The sequence below is a fragment of the Pseudorhizobium sp. NPDC055634 genome (genome assembly GCF_053618655.1).
The window spans coordinates 128974-143505 of record NZ_JBSHHW010000001.1 but is presented as its reverse complement, the minus strand read 5'-3'; the positions used below and the strand labels follow the sequence as shown (position 1 = coordinate 143505).

Genomic DNA, 14532 nt, shown 5'->3' with positions numbered 1-14532 from the left:
GTCGGAGGTCTCAGGTGCGGCTGCCCGCAAGCTTCTCCTGAAGCTTGATCGCCGCCTCCTGTGCGTCCCTGTCGGCCGGGTAGACCTCCAGGTATCGCTCCCATGCCTTCAGGGCGAGCTCGTCCTGGCCGTTGCCCTCCAGGATGCCGGCGAGCCCCGAGAGCGCACCGAAGTGGCGCGGTTCGCGGATCAGGACCTGGTTGATGTCCGCCATCGCCTTGCGGCGGTCGCCCATCGTGAAATGGAGGCCGGCGCGGCGGTTCCAGGCTTCCGCGAAGTCGGGCTTGAGGATGGTGATCTGGTCGAGGAAATCGAGCGCGGCGGCGTTGCGCTTCTCGCTTGCGGCCTTCCATGCCCACTGCATCAGCAGGTTCACGGTGGCGCTGCCCGAATCCTCCCATTCGACGAGGATCTGGCTGGCGATGCCGCGTGCCTTGTCCGGATCGCGCTCGCGCTTCAGCGAATCGTAGAGGGTGGAAAGCCGTGCGGCCGGAGCATCCTGCACGACCGCTGCGGCCCGCGGGTCCGGCGGCTGCGCCCACGCCGACGAGCCGGCGGCGAGGGTGGAGGCGATAAGCAGGCTGAAACGAAAACGGCGCATGCGGAAATATGTAATCCGCATGCGCCGAAGGTCAAACCCGAATGAGCCTGCGCTCAACAAATTGAACGGCACCGGGAAACCCGAGCCGCCAAGCGATCAGCCCTGGCGGGCCTTGAAGCGCGGGTTCTGCTTGTTGATGATGTATACGCGGCCCTTGCGGCGAACCAGACGGTTGTCGCGATGGCGGGCCTTCAGCGCTTTCAGCGAATTCTTGATCTTCATTGCTCTTGTCCGCAGGTTTACGAGCGTTTGGGCCCGCTTGTCATTACAATCAAAAGCGCGCCGCTTTTTCCCGAGAAGAAGGGCGCGCTCAAGGTTGGCGTGCAGATACCCCGACGCTCGGCGTCTGTCAACCATTTCGCTCGTTTTTGGGCCCGGTGAGCTGCGTCACGTGGCCCATCTTGCGGCCGGGGCGGGATTCCGTCTTGCCGTAAAGGTGCACGAGGACGTCCTTCCTCGCGAGCCATTCCGGAACGTCGCGGATATCGTCGCCGATCAGGTTGGTCATCACGCAGTCGGAGTGGCGCGCGATATCGCCGAGCGGCAGGCCGGCGACGGCGCGGATGTGCTGCTCGAACTGCGAGACGACGCAGGCCGCCTCGGTCCAGTGGCCGGTATTGTGGACGCGCGGGGCGATCTCGTTGGCCACGAGGCCGCCGTCCGGCATGACGAAGAACTCGATGCCGATGACGCCGACATAGTCGAGCGCCTCCAGGAGCTTGCGCGCTGCTTCGGCAGCCTGGGCAGCGGTCGAATCCGAGATTCGGGCCGGCAGGGTCGAGGTGTGAAGTATGCCGTTCAGATGAACGTTTTCGGCCGGATCGTAGCAGGTGACGGTTCCGTCCAGGCCGCGTGCGGCGATGATGGAGATCTCTCGCTCGAACTCCACCAGGCTTTCGAGAATCAGCGGCACCCGGCCAAGCGAATCGAACGTGCCGGCGGGATCGTGCTGCGGATCGCGGAAGAGCCTCTGGCCCTTGCCGTCGTAGCCGAGGCGGCGGGTCTTGAGGACGCCGGGTCCGCCGAATTCCGCGAGCGCATGCTCCAGGTCGTCCTGGCTGTCGACGGCGCGGAACTCGGCCGTGGCGATTCCGCAGCCGTTGAGGAAGCGTTTTTCGGTGAGTCGGTCCTGGGCGACTTCGAGCGCCCTCGGGGGCGGATAGACCGGCACGGACCGCATCAGTCTCTCCGCCGCCGAGACCGGTACGTTCTCGAATTCGTAGGTGACGATCTGGCAGGCGCGGGCAAGCGCGTCGAGCGCGTCCGGATCGTCATAGGGGGCGACGATCTGCTCGCTGGCGACCTGGGCGGCCGGGCAGTCGGACTGCGGCTCCAGGACGACGATGTGGAAGTTGAGGCGGGCGGCGGCCATGGCAAGCATCCGGCCAAGCTGCCCGCCGCCGATGATCCCGATCGTGGTGACGCTCATCAGCCCTGGTCCATGGGGTATTCGGCGACGCTTGCGGCCTGGTCGGCGCGCCACTCGTCGAGCCGATCGGCCAGATCCTCGTCGCCGAGCGCGAGGACCGCGGCCGCGAGCAGCGCGGCGTTGACTGCGCCGGCGCGCCCGATCGCAAGCGTTCCCACAGGGATCCCGGCCGGCATCTGGACGATCGAGAGCAGGCTGTCCTGTCCGGAAAGGGCCTTGGACTGCACGGGGACGCCGAAGACGGGCAGGGGCGTCATCGCCGCGGTCATGCCCGGCAGGTGCGCCGCTCCGCCGGCTCCGGCGATGATCACCTTGAAGCCCTCGTCGCGGGCGCCCCTGGCAAAACTGACGAGTCGGTCGGGGGTGCGATGGGCCGAGACGATTCTCGCCTCGTAGCCGATGTCGAGCGCGTCGAGCATGTCGGCGGCGTTCTTCATGGTCTCCCAGTCGGACTGGCTTCCCATGATGATGGCGACTGCGGGTCGTTCGGAGGTCATCCGTCTATCCTCCTCAGGCGATGATGTCGGGCAGGATCTGGTCTTCCATCTGGGTGATCTTGTCCTTGATGGCCAGCTTCTTCTTCTTCATGCGCTGGATGCGCAGCGCGTCGCTGCCGACCTGGATCATTGCGTTGATTGCGGCGTCGTAATCCTCGTGCTCCTGACGAAGCCTTGCAAGCGCCAGCCGAATATCCGCCTGTTCCTGGTCCGCCATTTCCACTGTCCCCATTCAACTCGCAACCTGTGCCCGATTGCCGGCAATGTGCGCAAGCTCCTAGCACCAATCGCCATTAACTGGAAGTTACAGCCTGCCACCAATTTGCCGCGCTCAAACCACGTTTTCACCTTCGACAAACGGCGCCGTTCGTGTCACAGTTTCTTCGTAAACGAGAAGCCTCCGGCTCGCTGGGATGGCCGGGGCAGGTTGCGCAAGGAGGATATGCCGCATGACCATTCAGGCTCATATTGCATCGCTTGAAAAGAAGCATGGTGCTCTCGAAGAGGAGCTCCAGAGCGTTCTTGCGTCCCCCTCTGCGGATGATCGCGAGATCGCAGAGCTCAAGCGCCGCAAGCTTCGTCTCAAGGACGAATTGCAACGTCTGAAGGCGTCGACGCGCCACTAACCCTCTAAGGAGAATATCGGGCCGCCGGCGCCCGTCCCAAGGGGGCCTCCAAGGCGGCAATGAAACCATCCACAAGCCTCTGGTCGTGGCTTATCGACGGTCACGACCAGAACTGGTCCAGCCATAGGTTCAACCTGTCGAACCCGCTGTTGTTGATCGAATAGACCCGCCGCGTTCCCGCGACATTCACCATCACCAGATTGCAATCAAGCAGAGCCTTTAGGTGCTGCGATACGGCCGGCCGGCTGATCGGCAGGCCGTGCGCAAGCTCGCCGACGGTCCTTGGTGCACGACGAAGCTCCTCCAGCAGGTGGCGCCGGTTCGGATCGGCGATAGCAGCGAAAGGGTCCGTGCTCGTCATGGGCGAAAGCTAGCCCAAGTCTTGCAGGGTGACAATCCTGTTTGTGCGGCGCAGCAAGGGGGGCAGGGCCGGGGCTTGCGAAGGGCGCTCAGGCCAGAGCATCCCACAGGAGCTTCAGCCCGGTCACCAGCGCAAGGCCGTAGGTCAGCGGATAGAATACTTCCGTCTTCAGGTGGCGGATGACCCAGGCGCCGAGCATGGTCGCGACCATGGCGACGGGAAAAAGGGTCGCCGAGGCGACGAGGTTTTCCGTGTCGAGGGCGCCGAGCGCGAAATAGGGGATAAGCTTGATCGCGTTCACCAGCGCGAAGAAGCGCACGCTGGCGCCCGTATAGGGTTTCGGGTCGAGCTTGAGCGGCAGGGTATAGATCTGGAAGGGCGGGCCGCCCGCATGGGCGACGAAGCTGGCATAGCCGGAAAGCGTGCCCCAGAAGGTTGCCGGGACCGGGCGGTGCGGCTGCGGCGGCGCCTCGCTTGCGCCACCCGTCCACCACTCCTGATAAAAATAGCGGGCCGCAAAGAGGATGGTCGAGACGGCGATCACGAATTTCAGCGCGTCCTGGGACACATAGGCGGAGGTCGCCCAGCCGAGTGCTATCCCAAGGATCGCGCCGGGCAGGAGTATCAGCAGCGTGCGCCGGTCATTGTGGTTGCGCCACGCCCAGAGCGCGACGATGTCCATGACGATGAGGATCGGAAGGAAGATCGCCGCCGCCTGCAGCGGATCGACCACGAGTGCGAGAAGCGGCACGCCCATCAGCGCGAAGGCGCCGCCGAAGCCGCCCTTGGACAGGCCGACGAGCAGCACGGCCGGTATGGCGGCCAGGAAGAAGGTGAGATCGAGAGTCATCGCAGACGGTTGATCCTGATATCGGTCCGGTCTATCGAACGGGGGAAAGGCGAGAAGCTACTCGTCCCACACTTTCGCGGTACAGGAAATACCATGACCGACGTCGAAAACCGCTGCCGCCTCGTCCTGATCCTTCCCGCCGGAGACGACGTGCAGGCCATGTCGGACCAGCTCCGGTCGGCACTTGCCGGCGGGGACGTGGCAACCGTCATCATTCCCCAGTACGACCGCAACGACCAGCAGTTCCAGGTCCTTGCCGAGACGGTGGTGCCAATCATCCAGGAGGCGGGAGCAGCCGCCCTGGTGGCGGGCGACAGCCGCGTCGCCGGACGGGCCAAGGCCGACGGCCTGCATATCGCGGGGAAGCGCGAAGAGATCGAGGACGCGATCGTGAAGTTCACGCCGAAGATGATCGTCGGCGCAGGCGGCGTCTCCGAACGCCACACGGCGCTGGAGATCGGCGAGGTGCAGCCCGACTACATCTTCTTCGGCAAGGTGGACGGCGACATCAAGCCGGAGCCGCATCCGAAGAACCTCGCGCTCGGCGAGTGGTGGGCGTCGATGGTGGAAATCCCCTGCGTCGTCATGGGCGGCAACGACGTTGCCTCCGTGGTCGCCGTGGCTGAGACCGGCGCGGAGTTTGTGGCGCTGCGGGACGCCGTATTCGCCGGACCGGAAGACCCGGAGCGGCAGGTTGCCGAAGCCAACCGGCTTCTCGACGAAAAAGCGCCACGGTTTGACGCTTGATGAACGGCATGCGCCCGTTTCCGATATCAAATGTTCTTGTCAGACTTATGGTCGTCGCCGGGACAACCGCCGCGGCCCTGCCGACTCCCGATGCCGCCGCCCAGCAGCCGCCGCGGGCGGTGACCCGATCCCTCGATGCCGATGCCCAGCCGATCAAGAAGGGCCGGGTGGGGGAAGGCGACGCAGGCGAGCAGCCTGACGGGATCGTGCCTTCCGGCGGGGTGGGGCTCTACCAGCGGATGGGGGCCACCCTTCCGGCGCTCCCGGACGACAAGCCGTACGAAGGACCGGTCGACAACGCATACGGCGCCTTCCAGCGCGGCCTCTACGTTACCGCGCTCGCCGAAGCCCTGCCGCGGGCGGAAGCCGGGGATGCGGCGGCGCAGACGCTGGTCGCGGAGATGATGTCCAAGGGGCTCGGCATCAAGCGGGACCCGAAGACGGCGGCCTTCTGGTACGGCCAGGCCGCCGAGCGCGGCGACCCGGCGGCGATGTTCGAATACGCGCTGATGCTGATGACGGGCCGTCACGTGGCGCGCGACAAGGCGAAGGCCGACGACTACATGCGCAAGGCGGCGGAGGCCGGAAATTCCTCTGCGCAGTTCAACTGGGCGCAGATCCTCGTCTCCGACAATCCCGGCGAAAAGGGCCTGAAGCTCGCACTGCCCTTCTACGAGAAGGCGGCGGAGCAGGGGCTGGCGGACGCGCAATATGCCGTCGCCCAGCTCTACGTGACGCTTGGCGACCTGCCCAAGGAGAAGAAGGCCCTGGCGCGCCGGTGGCTGATGCGCGCCGCAAACTCCGGCTACGACACGGCGCAGCTCGATCTCGGCCTCTGGCTGGTGAACGGGGTCGGCGGCGAACGCGATCTCGACCGCGGGTTCCAGTGGATGCGGATCGCCGCCCTTCGGGGCAATGTCGTGGCGCAGAACAAGCTTGCGCATCTCTATATCAACGCGCTCGGCACCCGCCCCGATCCGGTTGAGGCGGCCAAGTGGTACGTGCTTTCCCGGCGCGCCGGCCTTGCCGATCCGGAACTCGAGGATTTCTACCTCGGCATCGACGAGGCACAGCAGAAGAAGGCAATCGACGCCGCCAACCGGTTCCGCCGAAGCTGATCAGCGGGCGGTTGCCAGCGCATGCCAGACGATCAGCGCGTGTCCGGCCGCAAGCACCACGATGACGAGGAGCCAAAGCCCCTTGTAGAGCCGCGGGGATGCCGAAGCCTTGGGATCGAAACGCGGCGTGAGCGCGAAGATGAGCGTGGCGAAGGCTGCCGCGAGCGGCACGATCGACAGCGCGAAGGGCGCCCGCGCATAGCGGGTGGGCGTGCCGTCCAGTTTGAAGTGGACCGCCAGGTCGACCTCCGATCCGAGGATAGACCACGCCACCAGGGATGCGGCCGCCATCGCCGTCAGGAGAACGGCGCTCGTCGTCAGGGGCAGGGTATTCTTCATCCGTCTCTCCGGCACGTGCGGGCCAACCGGTGCCATCCATAGCGGCAGCGCGAATCGTCGCAAGGGCAGGCGGCTTGCGCGACTTGAATTTCCCTCGTTTTTGTGGTCTTGAACCCGCCGATCACTACATTGCCTGTACAATGCGTCCCGCGGCACCTCACATGCGGGACAGGCTTCCGCAATCCAAGGACCTTCCCGCATGGCACGTTCCGCCCTTCTCAACGTCATGGTTCAGGCCGCCCTCAAGGCCGGCAAGTCGCTGTCGCGCGATTTCGGCGAGGTGCAGAACCTGCAGGTCTCGGTCAAGGGACCGAGCGACTTCGTTTCGCAGGCGGACCTGAAGGCCGAGAAGATCGTGCGGGAGGAGCTGCTCAAGGCGCGGCCGACCTACGGCTTCCTGGGCGAGGAAAGCGAAGAGATCCAGGGCACCGACGGCGCCCATCGCTGGATCGTCGATCCGCTCGACGGCACGACGAACTTCCTGCACGGCATTCCTCAGTTCGCGGTCTCCATCGCGCTGGAGCGCAACGGCGACATCGTCGCCGGAGTCGTCTTCAACCCGGCCACCGACGAACTCTACACGGCCGAAAAGGGCGGCGGTGCGTTCCTCAATGACCGCCGGTTGCGGGTCGCGGCACGCCGCGTCCTCTCCGACTGCGTGATCGGCTGCGGCGTTCCCCATCTCGGGCGCGGCAACCACGGCAAGTTCCTGGTCGAGCTTCGCCACGTGATGGGCGAAGTGGCCGGCATCCGCCGCATGGGCGCGGCATCGCTCGATCTCGCCTATGTCGCGGCCGGACGGCTGGACGGCTTCTGGGAGGCCGAGCTTGCACCGTGGGACGTCGCGGCAGGCCTCGTGCTGATCCGCGAGGCGGGCGGCTTCATCAGCGACATGAAGGGCGGAACCGACATGTTCGGCGAACGCAATATTGTCGCGGGCAACGAGCACATCCAGAAGGCCCTGCTCGAAGTGGCCAACCGGCCCGTTCCCACCCGATAGGGACGGGCGCGGCCCGCCATCCCGGGCTGCCGGACTGTAACACACTTCAATTCGTCTCATTTTTCCACTAGCCTCCGGCAAACACGACCGGAGGCCGAGTCACGATATGGTGGATGCGAGAGTGGACGAACTGGATGAGTCGGAGACCGGTCGGACCGGCTACAGTCACAAGCTCTCCAATCCCGTCCCCTTCCTGTGGACGATGGTGATCTTCCTGATCCTCGTCGGGTTCATCGCCGCCATCCTCTACCGCCAGGCGCACAACGCCTTCATGACCAATCCGGGGCTGAACGGCTTCATCCTCGGGGTGCTGATCATCGGCATCGTGCTGGTCTTCAACCAGGTGATCAGCCTCATTCCGGAGGTCCGGTGGTTCAACTCGTTCCGGGCCGCCGGAAGCGCCGACAAGGTCGGTCGCGAACCGCGGCTGCTCGCCCCGATGCGCGCCCTGATCGGCCGGCGCCGGATGATGGCGCTCTCTCCCTCCTCGCAACGCTCGATCCTCGATTCGATCGGCACGCGCCTCGACGAATCGCGGGAGATCTCGCGCTATCTTATCGGCCTCCTGGTCTTCCTCGGCCTCCTCGGGACGTTCTGGGGACTGATCGGGACGATCGGCTCGATCAGCACCGTCATCCAGACGCTCGACCCCAATGGCGGCGACACCAATGACGTGCTGGCGGCACTGAAGAGCGGCCTGACGGCGCCGCTCTCGGGCATGGGCACGGCGTTTTCGTCCTCGCTGCTCGGGCTTTCCGGCTCGCTGATCCTCGGCTTTCTCGACATCCAGGCGGGGCGCGCACAGAACCGTTTCTATATGGAGGTGGAGAACTGGCTCTCCTCCGTCACGGATGTCGGCTCCGACATTACTCCGTCAACAGGAGGTGCTTCCCGGCTCGGCTCCAACGAGGAACTGCGGGCGCTGACCGAGCAGTTGCGGAAGCTCTCCGCCCTGCAGGCGAAGGCGCAGGACGGGGCGGTCAGCGACAAGTCGCTCTCGGCGATGGCGAACCTTGCCGAAGGCATCCAGGGGCTGGTGAAGAACATGCGCAACGAGCAGCAGATGCTGCGCGACTGGATCGAGGCGCAGCAGGAGGAAGCCAAGGTCCTGCGCCGGACGCTCGACCGCCTTTCCGAGAAGATCGGGAGCAAGTAGCAGATGGCGCTCGTCAAGAACCGCCGCCGCGAGCGTGGCGTCGATTACTGGCCGGGCTTCGTGGATGCCCTCTCCACCCTGCTTCTCGCCATCATGTTCCTGCTCACCGTCTTCGTGCTGGCGCAGTTCCTGCTCAGCCGCGAGATCAGCGGACGCGACGAGGTGCTGAACCGGCTGAACACCCAGATCGCCGAACTGACCGAACTCCTGGCGCTCGAGAAGGGCAATGCGCAGGACCTGGAGGATACGCTCGCCAACCTGCAGTCCTCGCTTGCCAGCTCAGAGAACGAACGGTCCCGCCTGCAGTCCCTGCTCGACCAGGGCACGGGCGCCGGCGACGCCGCCAATGCGCGGATCGGGGAACTGACGCAGACCCTCAACGAGGAGCAGCAGGTCAGCGCCCGGGCGATGAGCCAGATCGAGCTTCTCAACCAGCAGATCGCCGCCCTGCGGGCGCAGATCGCGGCGGTGGAGCAGGCGCTGCAGGCGTCGGAGGCGAAGGATCAGGATTCGCAGGCGCAGATCGCCGACCTCGGCCGCCGGCTGAACGTCGCGCTGGCGCAACGCGTCCAGGAACTCAACCGCTACCGCTCCGACTTCTTCGGGCGGCTGCGGGAAATCCTCTCCGACCGCGAAAACATCCGCATCGTCGGCGACCGATTCGTGTTCCAGTCGGAAGTGCTGTTTCCGGTCGGCGGGAGCGAGCTGGACGATGCGGGGCGGGTCGAGATGGGCAAGCTTGCCGAAGCGCTTCTCGACCTCGCCAAGGAAATCCCACCGGAGATCAACTGGGTGCTTCGCGTCGACGGCCATACGGACAATGCGCCGCTCTCCGGCACCGGGCGCTACCGCGACAACTGGGAGCTCTCCTCGGCCCGCGCGACCTCGGTGGTCAAATACCTGATCGAGCAGGGCGTGCCGGCAAACCGGCTGGTGGCCGCGGGGTTCGGGGAATTCCAGCCGATCGCCGCGGGAGATGCCCCGGAGGCCCGCAACCAGAACCGGCGCATCGAACTGAAGCTTACAGAGCGCTGACCACCGGGCGTTCCATGTCGTGGAACTGCAGCCGCGCCAGCCTGGCGTAGAGGCCGCCCTTCGCGACGAGGCTTTGATGCGTCCCTTCCTCGACGATCCGCCCGTCTTCCATGACGAGGATGCGGTCGGCCTTGAGGACGGTCGCCAGGCGATGGGCGATGACCAGCGTCGTCCGTTCCTTCATCAGCCCGTCGAGCGCCTTCTGCACGAGCGTCTCGCTCTCGGCGTCGAGGGCGGAAGTCGCCTCGTCGAGGAGCAGGACCGGCGCGTCGCGCAGGATGGCGCGGGCGATGGCGATCCGTTGCCGCTGGCCGCCCGAAAGGGTCACGCCGCGCTCGCCGGCCAGGGTGTCGTAGCCGTGCTCGAGCTTCTCGATGAATTCGTGCGCCTGCGCGGCGATGGCGGCGGCACGCACTGCCTCGCGGCTGACGCCGGCGGTGCCGAAGGCGATGTTGTCGTGGATGGAAGCCGCAAAGATCGTCACGTCCTGCGGCACGAGCGCGATCCGGCTGCGGATATCGGCGAGCGCCGCATCCCGCAGGTCGACGCCGTCGAGCCGCACGGTCCCGGAGACCGGATCGTAGAAGCGCAGCAGAAGCGAGAAGATGGTGCTCTTGCCGGCGCCGGACGGGCCGACGATCGCGACCGTCTCGCCCGGACGGACATCGAGGCTAAGCCCGTTCAGCGTCACGGTGTTCTCGCGGGAGGGATAGGCGAAGGAGACGTCGTCGAAGCTGACGGCGCCGCGCGGCGGGCGGGGAAGGGCGATAGGGGAGGCCGGATCGCGCACCGCCGGCACCTCGTCCAGAAGCTCCGACAGGCGTTCGGCAGCGCCGCCGGCCTGCGAGAGTTCGCCCCAGACTTCCGAGAGCTGGCCGAGCGCGCTTGCGGCAATCACCGAATAGAGGACGAACTGGCCGAGCGTTCCTGCCGTCATCGTGCCGGCGAGCACGTTCTGGGCGCCGTACCAGAGCACGCCGACGATGCTGCCGAAGACCATGAGGATCGCAAAGCCCGTCAGCAGCGCACGCGAGCGGATGGCGGCGCGGGCGGCGTCGAAGGCATCCTCGACGGTCGCCCCGTAGCGCGCCGCCGCGGCGGCCTCGCCGTTGAAAGCCTGGACGGTGCGGGTGGCGCCGATCGTCTCCGACGCGAAGGCGGAGGTGCGGGCAAGGGTATCCTGCGCGGCGCGGGAGCGCTTGCGGACCGAGCGGCCGAAGGCGACCAGCGGGAAGACGATGACCGGGATTGCGCCGAGCGCGAGGCCCGAAAGCTGCGGGCTCGTGTAGATCATCATCGCCATCGCGCCGATGCAGAGGATGGTATTGCGCAGCGCCTGGGAGGCGGCGGATCCGAAGGCGGACTTGATCTGGGTGGTGTCGGCGGTCAGTCGGGAGACGATCTCGCCCGACTGGTTGACGTCGAAGAAGGCGGGCGAAAGGCGCGTCACGCGCGCAAAGACGTCGCGGCGAAGGTCGGCGACCACGCGCTCGCCGACGGTGATGACGAAATAGTAGCGAAGCGCGCTCGCCAGCGCGAGGAGGCTCGCCAGCGCCAGCAGCATGCCGAAATAGTTGTCGATGAAGCTTCCGTCGGCGGCCGCGAAGCCGCGGTCGACCATGCGCCGGACCGCGAGCGGCAGCGCAAGCGTCGCGGCGGCGGAGAGGATGAGGCTGAAGAGGGCGCCCATGACGAGGCCACGGTAGCGTGACAGATAGGGAAGGAGCCTCGCAAGCGGGCGGATGCCCTTGCCATTTGCCTGTCGTTCTTCTGAATGCGCCACTTTATCCCCGGATTGATCGGACTCTTTTCTGAGACCGGCGGTACTTGTGCTCCCGGCGCCCTTCCTGTATAGGCTCCGCATCGAATTGGGAAGCCGTGGCCAGCCGGTCTGCGGCTTCATTTATTGAAGAGGGTCTGCGATCGCAATTGCGACATTTGGACCTCGCAGCGCAGGATTATCGACATGAAGGCTGACATCCATCCGCAATACCACACGATCAAGGTGGTCATGACCGACGGCACCGAGTACGAGACCCGCTCGACCTGGGGTTCGGAAGGCGCGACCATGAACCTTGAAATCGACCCGAAGTCGCATCCGGCATGGACCGGCGGCAACCAGCAGCTCATGGACCGCGGTGGCCGCGTCTCCAAGTTCAACAAGCGTTTCGGCGGCCTCGGCCTCTAATCCTTGTCTGCAAGTGGTTTTTGAAAGACCCGGCTCCGGCCGGGTTTTTTTATGCCTTGCGGTCGGCTCAAACGGCACAAAAAAAGCGGGCCGAAGCCCGCCTGTTCCGGATCGGTCGCCGATCAGGCGCCGAAGGCCGTGTGCAGGAGATGAAGCTGCGCGCGCACGCCGTTCTCGTTGCTCGGCACCGGGGCATCGCCCGGGCGATAGATCTCGCGGTCGAGAAGCGCCACGCGGTTCTGGAGCCTCAACGAGCGCTCCACGAGGTCGCGGAAGCCCTCCGGAAGGTCCAGCCAGCCCGGTGCGTTCTTGTCGACGTTGAAGCCGTCGAGGCGAACCTTGTTCTTCTCGGCCAGGACCTGGTCGCGGCTCATCTCGCCATTGTTGACGGCGCGTTGCAGCAGCAGCCAGGATGCCATCTGCATCAGGCGGGTGGTGAGGCGCATCGATTCTGCGGCATAGAGCACGGAAGCCACGCGCGGCAGGACCTTGGAGGCTGCACGACCCGGGCCGTCGAGGTAGCTTGCGGTTTCCTCGACCAGGGCCATGCCCTCGGTATAGAGCGCCTTGAACTGCGACGAAGCTGCGGCGCGGCCTGCAAAGTTGACGGTGTTCAATCCGTGTTCGGACATCGAAATCATCCTGCTAACGCATCACAATACAGGCAATGACCCCGGGAAGGGAAAGTTCCCTGGCGCCTCTCCTAGAAGTTAAGATGGAGTTTATAGCTGTAAACCGCAAGCCGTTTCTTAAGGAAGGGTTAATACCCACACCTTTGCTCGGCGCGCAAAAAAGAAGAGCCGCGAAAGCGGCTCTCAAGGTAAAACAGGGAGAAAAGTCAGACCCAGTCGCCACATGGTGAAAACCGTCTGAATCCAGGAGGCCCGGATGTTCATCATAATGTACGTTAATGCTTAACGTCCGGTTAAAGGCGGGATTGGTCTGCCCTAAATCTCCCGTTTCGGGACATCAGGAGCGGAAGAAACTGTCGGCGGCGCGCCGGCCGGCCGCCTTCTTCTGCTTTTCCTCTTCCAGGCGGACGATTTCCTGCCGCAGCAGAGCGATCCGCCTGTCGAGCTCGTCGGCCGACAGGGCGTCGAGTTCGCAGCCGATCTCGTGGGAAACCGGCTTTTTGGGTCTGTCGTCGTCCGTGAAGCTCATGACGAGGGCCTCTCGTGATCCGGGTCGCCGCCGCCTTCGGCCGCACGGGGATTAAGCAGCAGACTCTCCGGCGTCGTCAAGGACGGGGCGAGGGCGGGCGAGCCGGAATAGCTGTCGCGATCCTCCACCGGCACCGCCGGCCTCCGGCGGCTGCGGAAGATCGAATAGGCGGTGACGAGGATGTGGGCAAGCGCGGTGACGGCAAAGAGCGCGTAGGGGCCGAGCCAGGTCATGACCGGGCCGCCGAGCGTCGGGCCGATGATCGTGCCGATGCCGAAGAGCAGCAGCAGTCCCCCCGAGACCTTCACGAAGTCTTCCGGCGCGGCATGGTCGTTGGCATGGGCGACGGCGATCGGATAGAGCGCGTTGGCGGCGGCGCCATAGGCGGCGATCAGGATGATGATCGCATAGACGTTCTCCGGCCGGAACAGGAAGAGCGCCAGGCCCGCGGTCGCCGCAAGTCCCGACAGGGCGGCCAGCACGAAACGGCGGTCCATCCGGTCGGAGAATCGCCCGGCGGGAAACTGGGCGATCGCGCCGGCGAAGATGGTGATCGACACCATGACGGCGATGGTCGACGGGTCGAGGCCGGCGCGCGCGCCGAAGACGGCGGCGAGCGTGCCGTAGGCGCCGTTGGCGGTACCGACCAGCAGGATCGCCACGAAGGAGACAGGGGAGTTGCGGTAGAGCGCCCTGAGGTCCAGCCGGACGCGCTTCAGCGGCTGCGGCGAGGCTGCCTTGGAAACGGCGGTCGGGATGATGGCGAGGCAGTAGAGGATGCCGCAGATCATGAACAGGACGGGCGTCGAGATGTCCGCGAAGGGCACCATCATCTGGCCGCCGACGACGCCGAACAGGGTGATGGAGATGTAGAAGGAGAAGATTGCGCCGCGGCTCTCGTTGGTGGCGCGTTCGTTCAGCCAGCTTTCGATGATCATCGACGTGCCCGCGGTGCAGAGCCCGGTGACCGCACGGAGGATGAGCCAGGCGGTCTGGTCGACGAGGATGCCGGTGAGCAGCACGTTGAGGCAGATCAGCGCGCCGAAGCCTGCGAAGGCGCGGACATGGCCGATGCGCCTGACGAGATTGGGGGCAACGAAGCAGCCGACGACGAAGCCGGTCGCCCAGGTCGTGCCGATAAGGCCGAGGATCTCGTTTGAATAGCCCTCGTACGATCCCCTCACGGGGAGCAGCAGGCCCTGCAGGCCGTTGCCGAGGAACAGAAAGAGCGTGCTCGTAAGCAGCGCCAGGATCGGGAGGAGGTTACGTCGCATCGTGCATGACCAGCTTCTTCTCTCCTTCAGATGGGCATCGGGAGGCCAGGGAATTATATGTTGCCTATACCGTCAATCGGGGATTAACGGGCGAAGCGAAAAGCTTTCATGGCAACCGATTCGGTGCGGGGCATTGGTGGCCACCAAACA

Annotated in this window: 19 protein-coding genes; 7 read left to right on the top strand and 12 right to left on the bottom strand. The window is 65.3% G+C overall.

The window, feature by feature from the left end; genetic code table 11:
• Positions 1 to 10 precede the first annotated feature (10 nt).
• The 5 genes from ACWGPT_RS00790 to ACWGPT_RS00770 all read right to left on the bottom strand — a co-directional run bounded on the left by ACWGPT_RS00790 (position 11) and on the right by ACWGPT_RS00770 (position 2744).
• Positions 11 to 601, bottom strand: a complete 591-nt coding sequence (locus ACWGPT_RS00790) for a hypothetical protein (protein ID WP_452603668.1) — start codon at positions 599 to 601, stop codon at positions 11 to 13.
• A gap of 96 nt (positions 602 to 697) precedes the next feature.
• Positions 698 to 823 (bottom strand): type B 50S ribosomal protein L36, encoded by a 126-nt coding sequence (ykgO, locus tag ACWGPT_RS00785; protein WP_003497670.1) that lies wholly within the window; start codon positions 821 to 823, stop codon positions 698 to 700.
• Positions 824 to 950: 127 nt separating this feature from the next.
• A complete protein-coding gene (locus ACWGPT_RS00780) occupies positions 951 to 2030 on the bottom strand; it encodes a 5-(carboxyamino)imidazole ribonucleotide synthase (RefSeq protein WP_452603667.1) in 1080 nt (359 codons plus the stop codon).
• Positions 2030 to 2527, bottom strand: a complete 498-nt coding sequence (purE, locus tag ACWGPT_RS00775) for a 5-(carboxyamino)imidazole ribonucleotide mutase (protein ID WP_452603666.1) — start codon at positions 2525 to 2527, stop codon at positions 2030 to 2032. Before purE ends, ACWGPT_RS00780 begins: the two co-directional genes overlap by 1 nt.
• 13 nt (positions 2528 to 2540) lie before the next feature.
• Positions 2541 to 2744 (bottom strand): YdcH family protein, encoded by a 204-nt coding sequence (locus ACWGPT_RS00770; protein WP_452603665.1) that lies wholly within the window; start codon positions 2742 to 2744, stop codon positions 2541 to 2543.
• Between the two features lie 232 nt (positions 2745 to 2976).
• Here ACWGPT_RS00770 and ACWGPT_RS00765 point away from each other — a divergent pair, with 232 nt between their 5' ends.
• Positions 2977 to 3153, top strand: coding sequence for a YdcH family protein (locus ACWGPT_RS00765; protein WP_452603664.1), 177 nt, complete (start codon positions 2977 to 2979; stop codon positions 3151 to 3153).
• A 100-nt stretch (positions 3154 to 3253) separates the two neighbouring features.
• Here the strand turns inward: ACWGPT_RS00765 and ACWGPT_RS00760 are convergent, their stop codons facing one another.
• Both ACWGPT_RS00760 and ACWGPT_RS00755 read right to left on the bottom strand, forming a co-directional pair.
• The gene (locus ACWGPT_RS00760) at positions 3254 to 3514 is read right to left on the bottom strand and encodes an ArsR/SmtB family transcription factor (protein WP_452603663.1); all 261 of its coding nucleotides are present in this window, start codon (positions 3512 to 3514) and stop codon (positions 3254 to 3256) included.
• 88 nt (positions 3515 to 3602) lie between these two features.
• Entirely contained in the window at positions 3603 to 4364 is a 762-nt protein-coding gene (locus ACWGPT_RS00755) for a sulfite exporter TauE/SafE family protein (RefSeq protein WP_452603662.1), read from the bottom strand.
• A 93-nt stretch (positions 4365 to 4457) separates the two neighbouring features.
• On the opposite strand from ACWGPT_RS00755, the gene ACWGPT_RS00750 reads away from it, so the two are divergent.
• Together ACWGPT_RS00750 and ACWGPT_RS00745 are read left to right on the top strand one after the other, a co-directional pair.
• The gene (locus ACWGPT_RS00750) at positions 4458 to 5111 is read left to right on the top strand and encodes a thiamine phosphate synthase (RefSeq protein ID WP_452603661.1); all 654 of its coding nucleotides are present in this window, start codon (positions 4458 to 4460) and stop codon (positions 5109 to 5111) included.
• Between the two features lie 8 nt (positions 5112 to 5119).
• Positions 5120 to 6229 carry a tetratricopeptide repeat protein gene (locus ACWGPT_RS00745; RefSeq protein ID WP_452603660.1) on the top strand — a complete coding sequence of 370 codons (1110 nt, stop codon included), beginning with the start codon at positions 5120 to 5122 and terminating at the stop codon, positions 6227 to 6229.
• Here ACWGPT_RS00745 and ACWGPT_RS00740 read toward each other — a convergent pair whose 3' ends face one another.
• Positions 6230 to 6568, bottom strand: coding sequence for a hypothetical protein (locus ACWGPT_RS00740; protein WP_452603659.1), 339 nt, complete (start codon positions 6566 to 6568; stop codon positions 6230 to 6232). It lies immediately after the preceding gene.
• 199 nt (positions 6569 to 6767) lie between these two features.
• Here ACWGPT_RS00740 and ACWGPT_RS00735 point away from each other — a divergent pair, with 199 nt between their 5' ends.
• The 3 genes from ACWGPT_RS00735 (at position 6768) to ACWGPT_RS00725 (ending at position 9759) form a co-directional block, all read left to right on the top strand.
• Positions 6768 to 7568 carry an inositol monophosphatase family protein gene (locus ACWGPT_RS00735; protein ID WP_452603658.1) on the top strand — a complete coding sequence of 267 codons (801 nt, stop codon included), beginning with the start codon at positions 6768 to 6770 and terminating at the stop codon, positions 7566 to 7568.
• A 106-nt stretch (positions 7569 to 7674) separates the two neighbouring features.
• Positions 7675 to 8724: a flagellar motor protein MotA gene (locus ACWGPT_RS00730; protein WP_452603657.1), complete on the top strand. Its 1050-nt coding sequence runs from the start codon at positions 7675 to 7677 to the stop codon at positions 8722 to 8724.
• A 3-nt stretch (positions 8725 to 8727) separates the two neighbouring features.
• A complete protein-coding gene (locus ACWGPT_RS00725; protein WP_452603656.1) occupies positions 8728 to 9759 on the top strand; it encodes a peptidoglycan -binding protein in 1032 nt (343 codons plus the stop codon).
• Here the strand turns inward: ACWGPT_RS00725 and ACWGPT_RS00720 are convergent.
• Positions 9746 to 11662, bottom strand: a complete 1917-nt coding sequence (locus ACWGPT_RS00720) for an ABC transporter transmembrane domain-containing protein (protein ID WP_452603655.1) — start codon at positions 11660 to 11662, stop codon at positions 9746 to 9748. The two genes, ACWGPT_RS00725 and ACWGPT_RS00720, sit on opposite strands and share 14 nt — an antisense overlap.
• Before the next feature lie 63 nt (positions 11663 to 11725).
• Here ACWGPT_RS00720 and rpmE point away from each other — a divergent pair, with 63 nt between their 5' ends.
• Positions 11726 to 11947 (top strand): 50S ribosomal protein L31, encoded by a 222-nt coding sequence (gene rpmE, locus ACWGPT_RS00715; RefSeq protein ID WP_052639260.1) that lies wholly within the window; start codon positions 11726 to 11728, stop codon positions 11945 to 11947.
• A 122-nt stretch (positions 11948 to 12069) separates the two neighbouring features.
• Here rpmE and rcdA read toward each other — a convergent pair whose 3' ends face one another.
• From rcdA to ACWGPT_RS00700, 3 genes are all read right to left on the bottom strand, one after another.
• Positions 12070 to 12579 (bottom strand): protease adaptor protein RcdA, encoded by a 510-nt coding sequence (rcdA, locus tag ACWGPT_RS00710; RefSeq protein ID WP_452603654.1) that lies wholly within the window; start codon positions 12577 to 12579, stop codon positions 12070 to 12072.
• Between the two features lie 337 nt (positions 12580 to 12916).
• Positions 12917 to 13108 (bottom strand): DUF1192 domain-containing protein, encoded by a 192-nt coding sequence (locus tag ACWGPT_RS00705; protein ID WP_452603653.1) that lies wholly within the window; start codon positions 13106 to 13108, stop codon positions 12917 to 12919.
• Positions 13105 to 14382 carry an MFS transporter gene (locus tag ACWGPT_RS00700; RefSeq protein ID WP_452603652.1) on the bottom strand — a complete coding sequence of 426 codons (1278 nt, stop codon included), beginning with the start codon at positions 14380 to 14382 and terminating at the stop codon, positions 13105 to 13107. Before ACWGPT_RS00700 ends, ACWGPT_RS00705 begins: the two co-directional genes overlap by 4 nt.
• Positions 14383 to 14532 lie beyond the last annotated feature (150 nt).

Coding starts and splice junctions, on each gene's coding strand:
- ykgO (WP_003497670.1), bottom strand. CDS start 823: ATGAAGATCAAGAATTCGCTGAAAGCGCTGAAGGCCCGCCATCGCGAC.
- ACWGPT_RS00720 (WP_452603655.1), bottom strand. CDS start 11,662: ATGAAGCCGCAGACCGGCTGGCCACGGCTTCCCAATTCGATGCGGAGC.
- purE (WP_452603666.1), bottom strand. CDS start 2,527: ATGACCTCCGAACGACCCGCAGTCGCCATCATCATGGGAAGCCAGTCC.
- ACWGPT_RS00725 (WP_452603656.1), top strand. CDS start 8,728: ATGGCGCTCGTCAAGAACCGCCGCCGCGAGCGTGGCGTCGATTACTGG.
- ACWGPT_RS00790 (WP_452603668.1), bottom strand. CDS start 601: ATGCGCCGTTTTCGTTTCAGCCTGCTTATCGCCTCCACCCTCGCCGCC.
- ACWGPT_RS00705 (WP_452603653.1), bottom strand. CDS start 13,108: ATGAGCTTCACGGACGACGACAGACCCAAAAAGCCGGTTTCCCACGAG.
- ACWGPT_RS00755 (WP_452603662.1), bottom strand. CDS start 4,364: ATGACTCTCGATCTCACCTTCTTCCTGGCCGCCATACCGGCCGTGCTG.
- ACWGPT_RS00770 (WP_452603665.1), bottom strand. CDS start 2,744: ATGGCGGACCAGGAACAGGCGGATATTCGGCTGGCGCTTGCAAGGCTT.
- ACWGPT_RS00750 (WP_452603661.1), top strand. CDS start 4,458: ATGACCGACGTCGAAAACCGCTGCCGCCTCGTCCTGATCCTTCCCGCC.
- ACWGPT_RS00735 (WP_452603658.1), top strand. CDS start 6,768: ATGGCACGTTCCGCCCTTCTCAACGTCATGGTTCAGGCCGCCCTCAAG.
- rcdA (WP_452603654.1), bottom strand. CDS start 12,579: ATGTCCGAACACGGATTGAACACCGTCAACTTTGCAGGCCGCGCCGCA.
- ACWGPT_RS00745 (WP_452603660.1), top strand. CDS start 5,120: ATGCGCCCGTTTCCGATATCAAATGTTCTTGTCAGACTTATGGTCGTC.
- ACWGPT_RS00730 (WP_452603657.1), top strand. CDS start 7,675: ATGGTGGATGCGAGAGTGGACGAACTGGATGAGTCGGAGACCGGTCGG.
- ACWGPT_RS00700 (WP_452603652.1), bottom strand. CDS start 14,382: ATGCGACGTAACCTCCTCCCGATCCTGGCGCTGCTTACGAGCACGCTC.
- ACWGPT_RS00740 (WP_452603659.1), bottom strand. CDS start 6,568: ATGAAGAATACCCTGCCCCTGACGACGAGCGCCGTTCTCCTGACGGCG.
- ACWGPT_RS00780 (WP_452603667.1), bottom strand. CDS start 2,030: ATGAGCGTCACCACGATCGGGATCATCGGCGGCGGGCAGCTTGGCCGG.
- ACWGPT_RS00765 (WP_452603664.1), top strand. CDS start 2,977: ATGACCATTCAGGCTCATATTGCATCGCTTGAAAAGAAGCATGGTGCT.
- ACWGPT_RS00760 (WP_452603663.1), bottom strand. CDS start 3,514: ATGACGAGCACGGACCCTTTCGCTGCTATCGCCGATCCGAACCGGCGC.
- rpmE (WP_052639260.1), top strand. CDS start 11,726: ATGAAGGCTGACATCCATCCGCAATACCACACGATCAAGGTGGTCATG.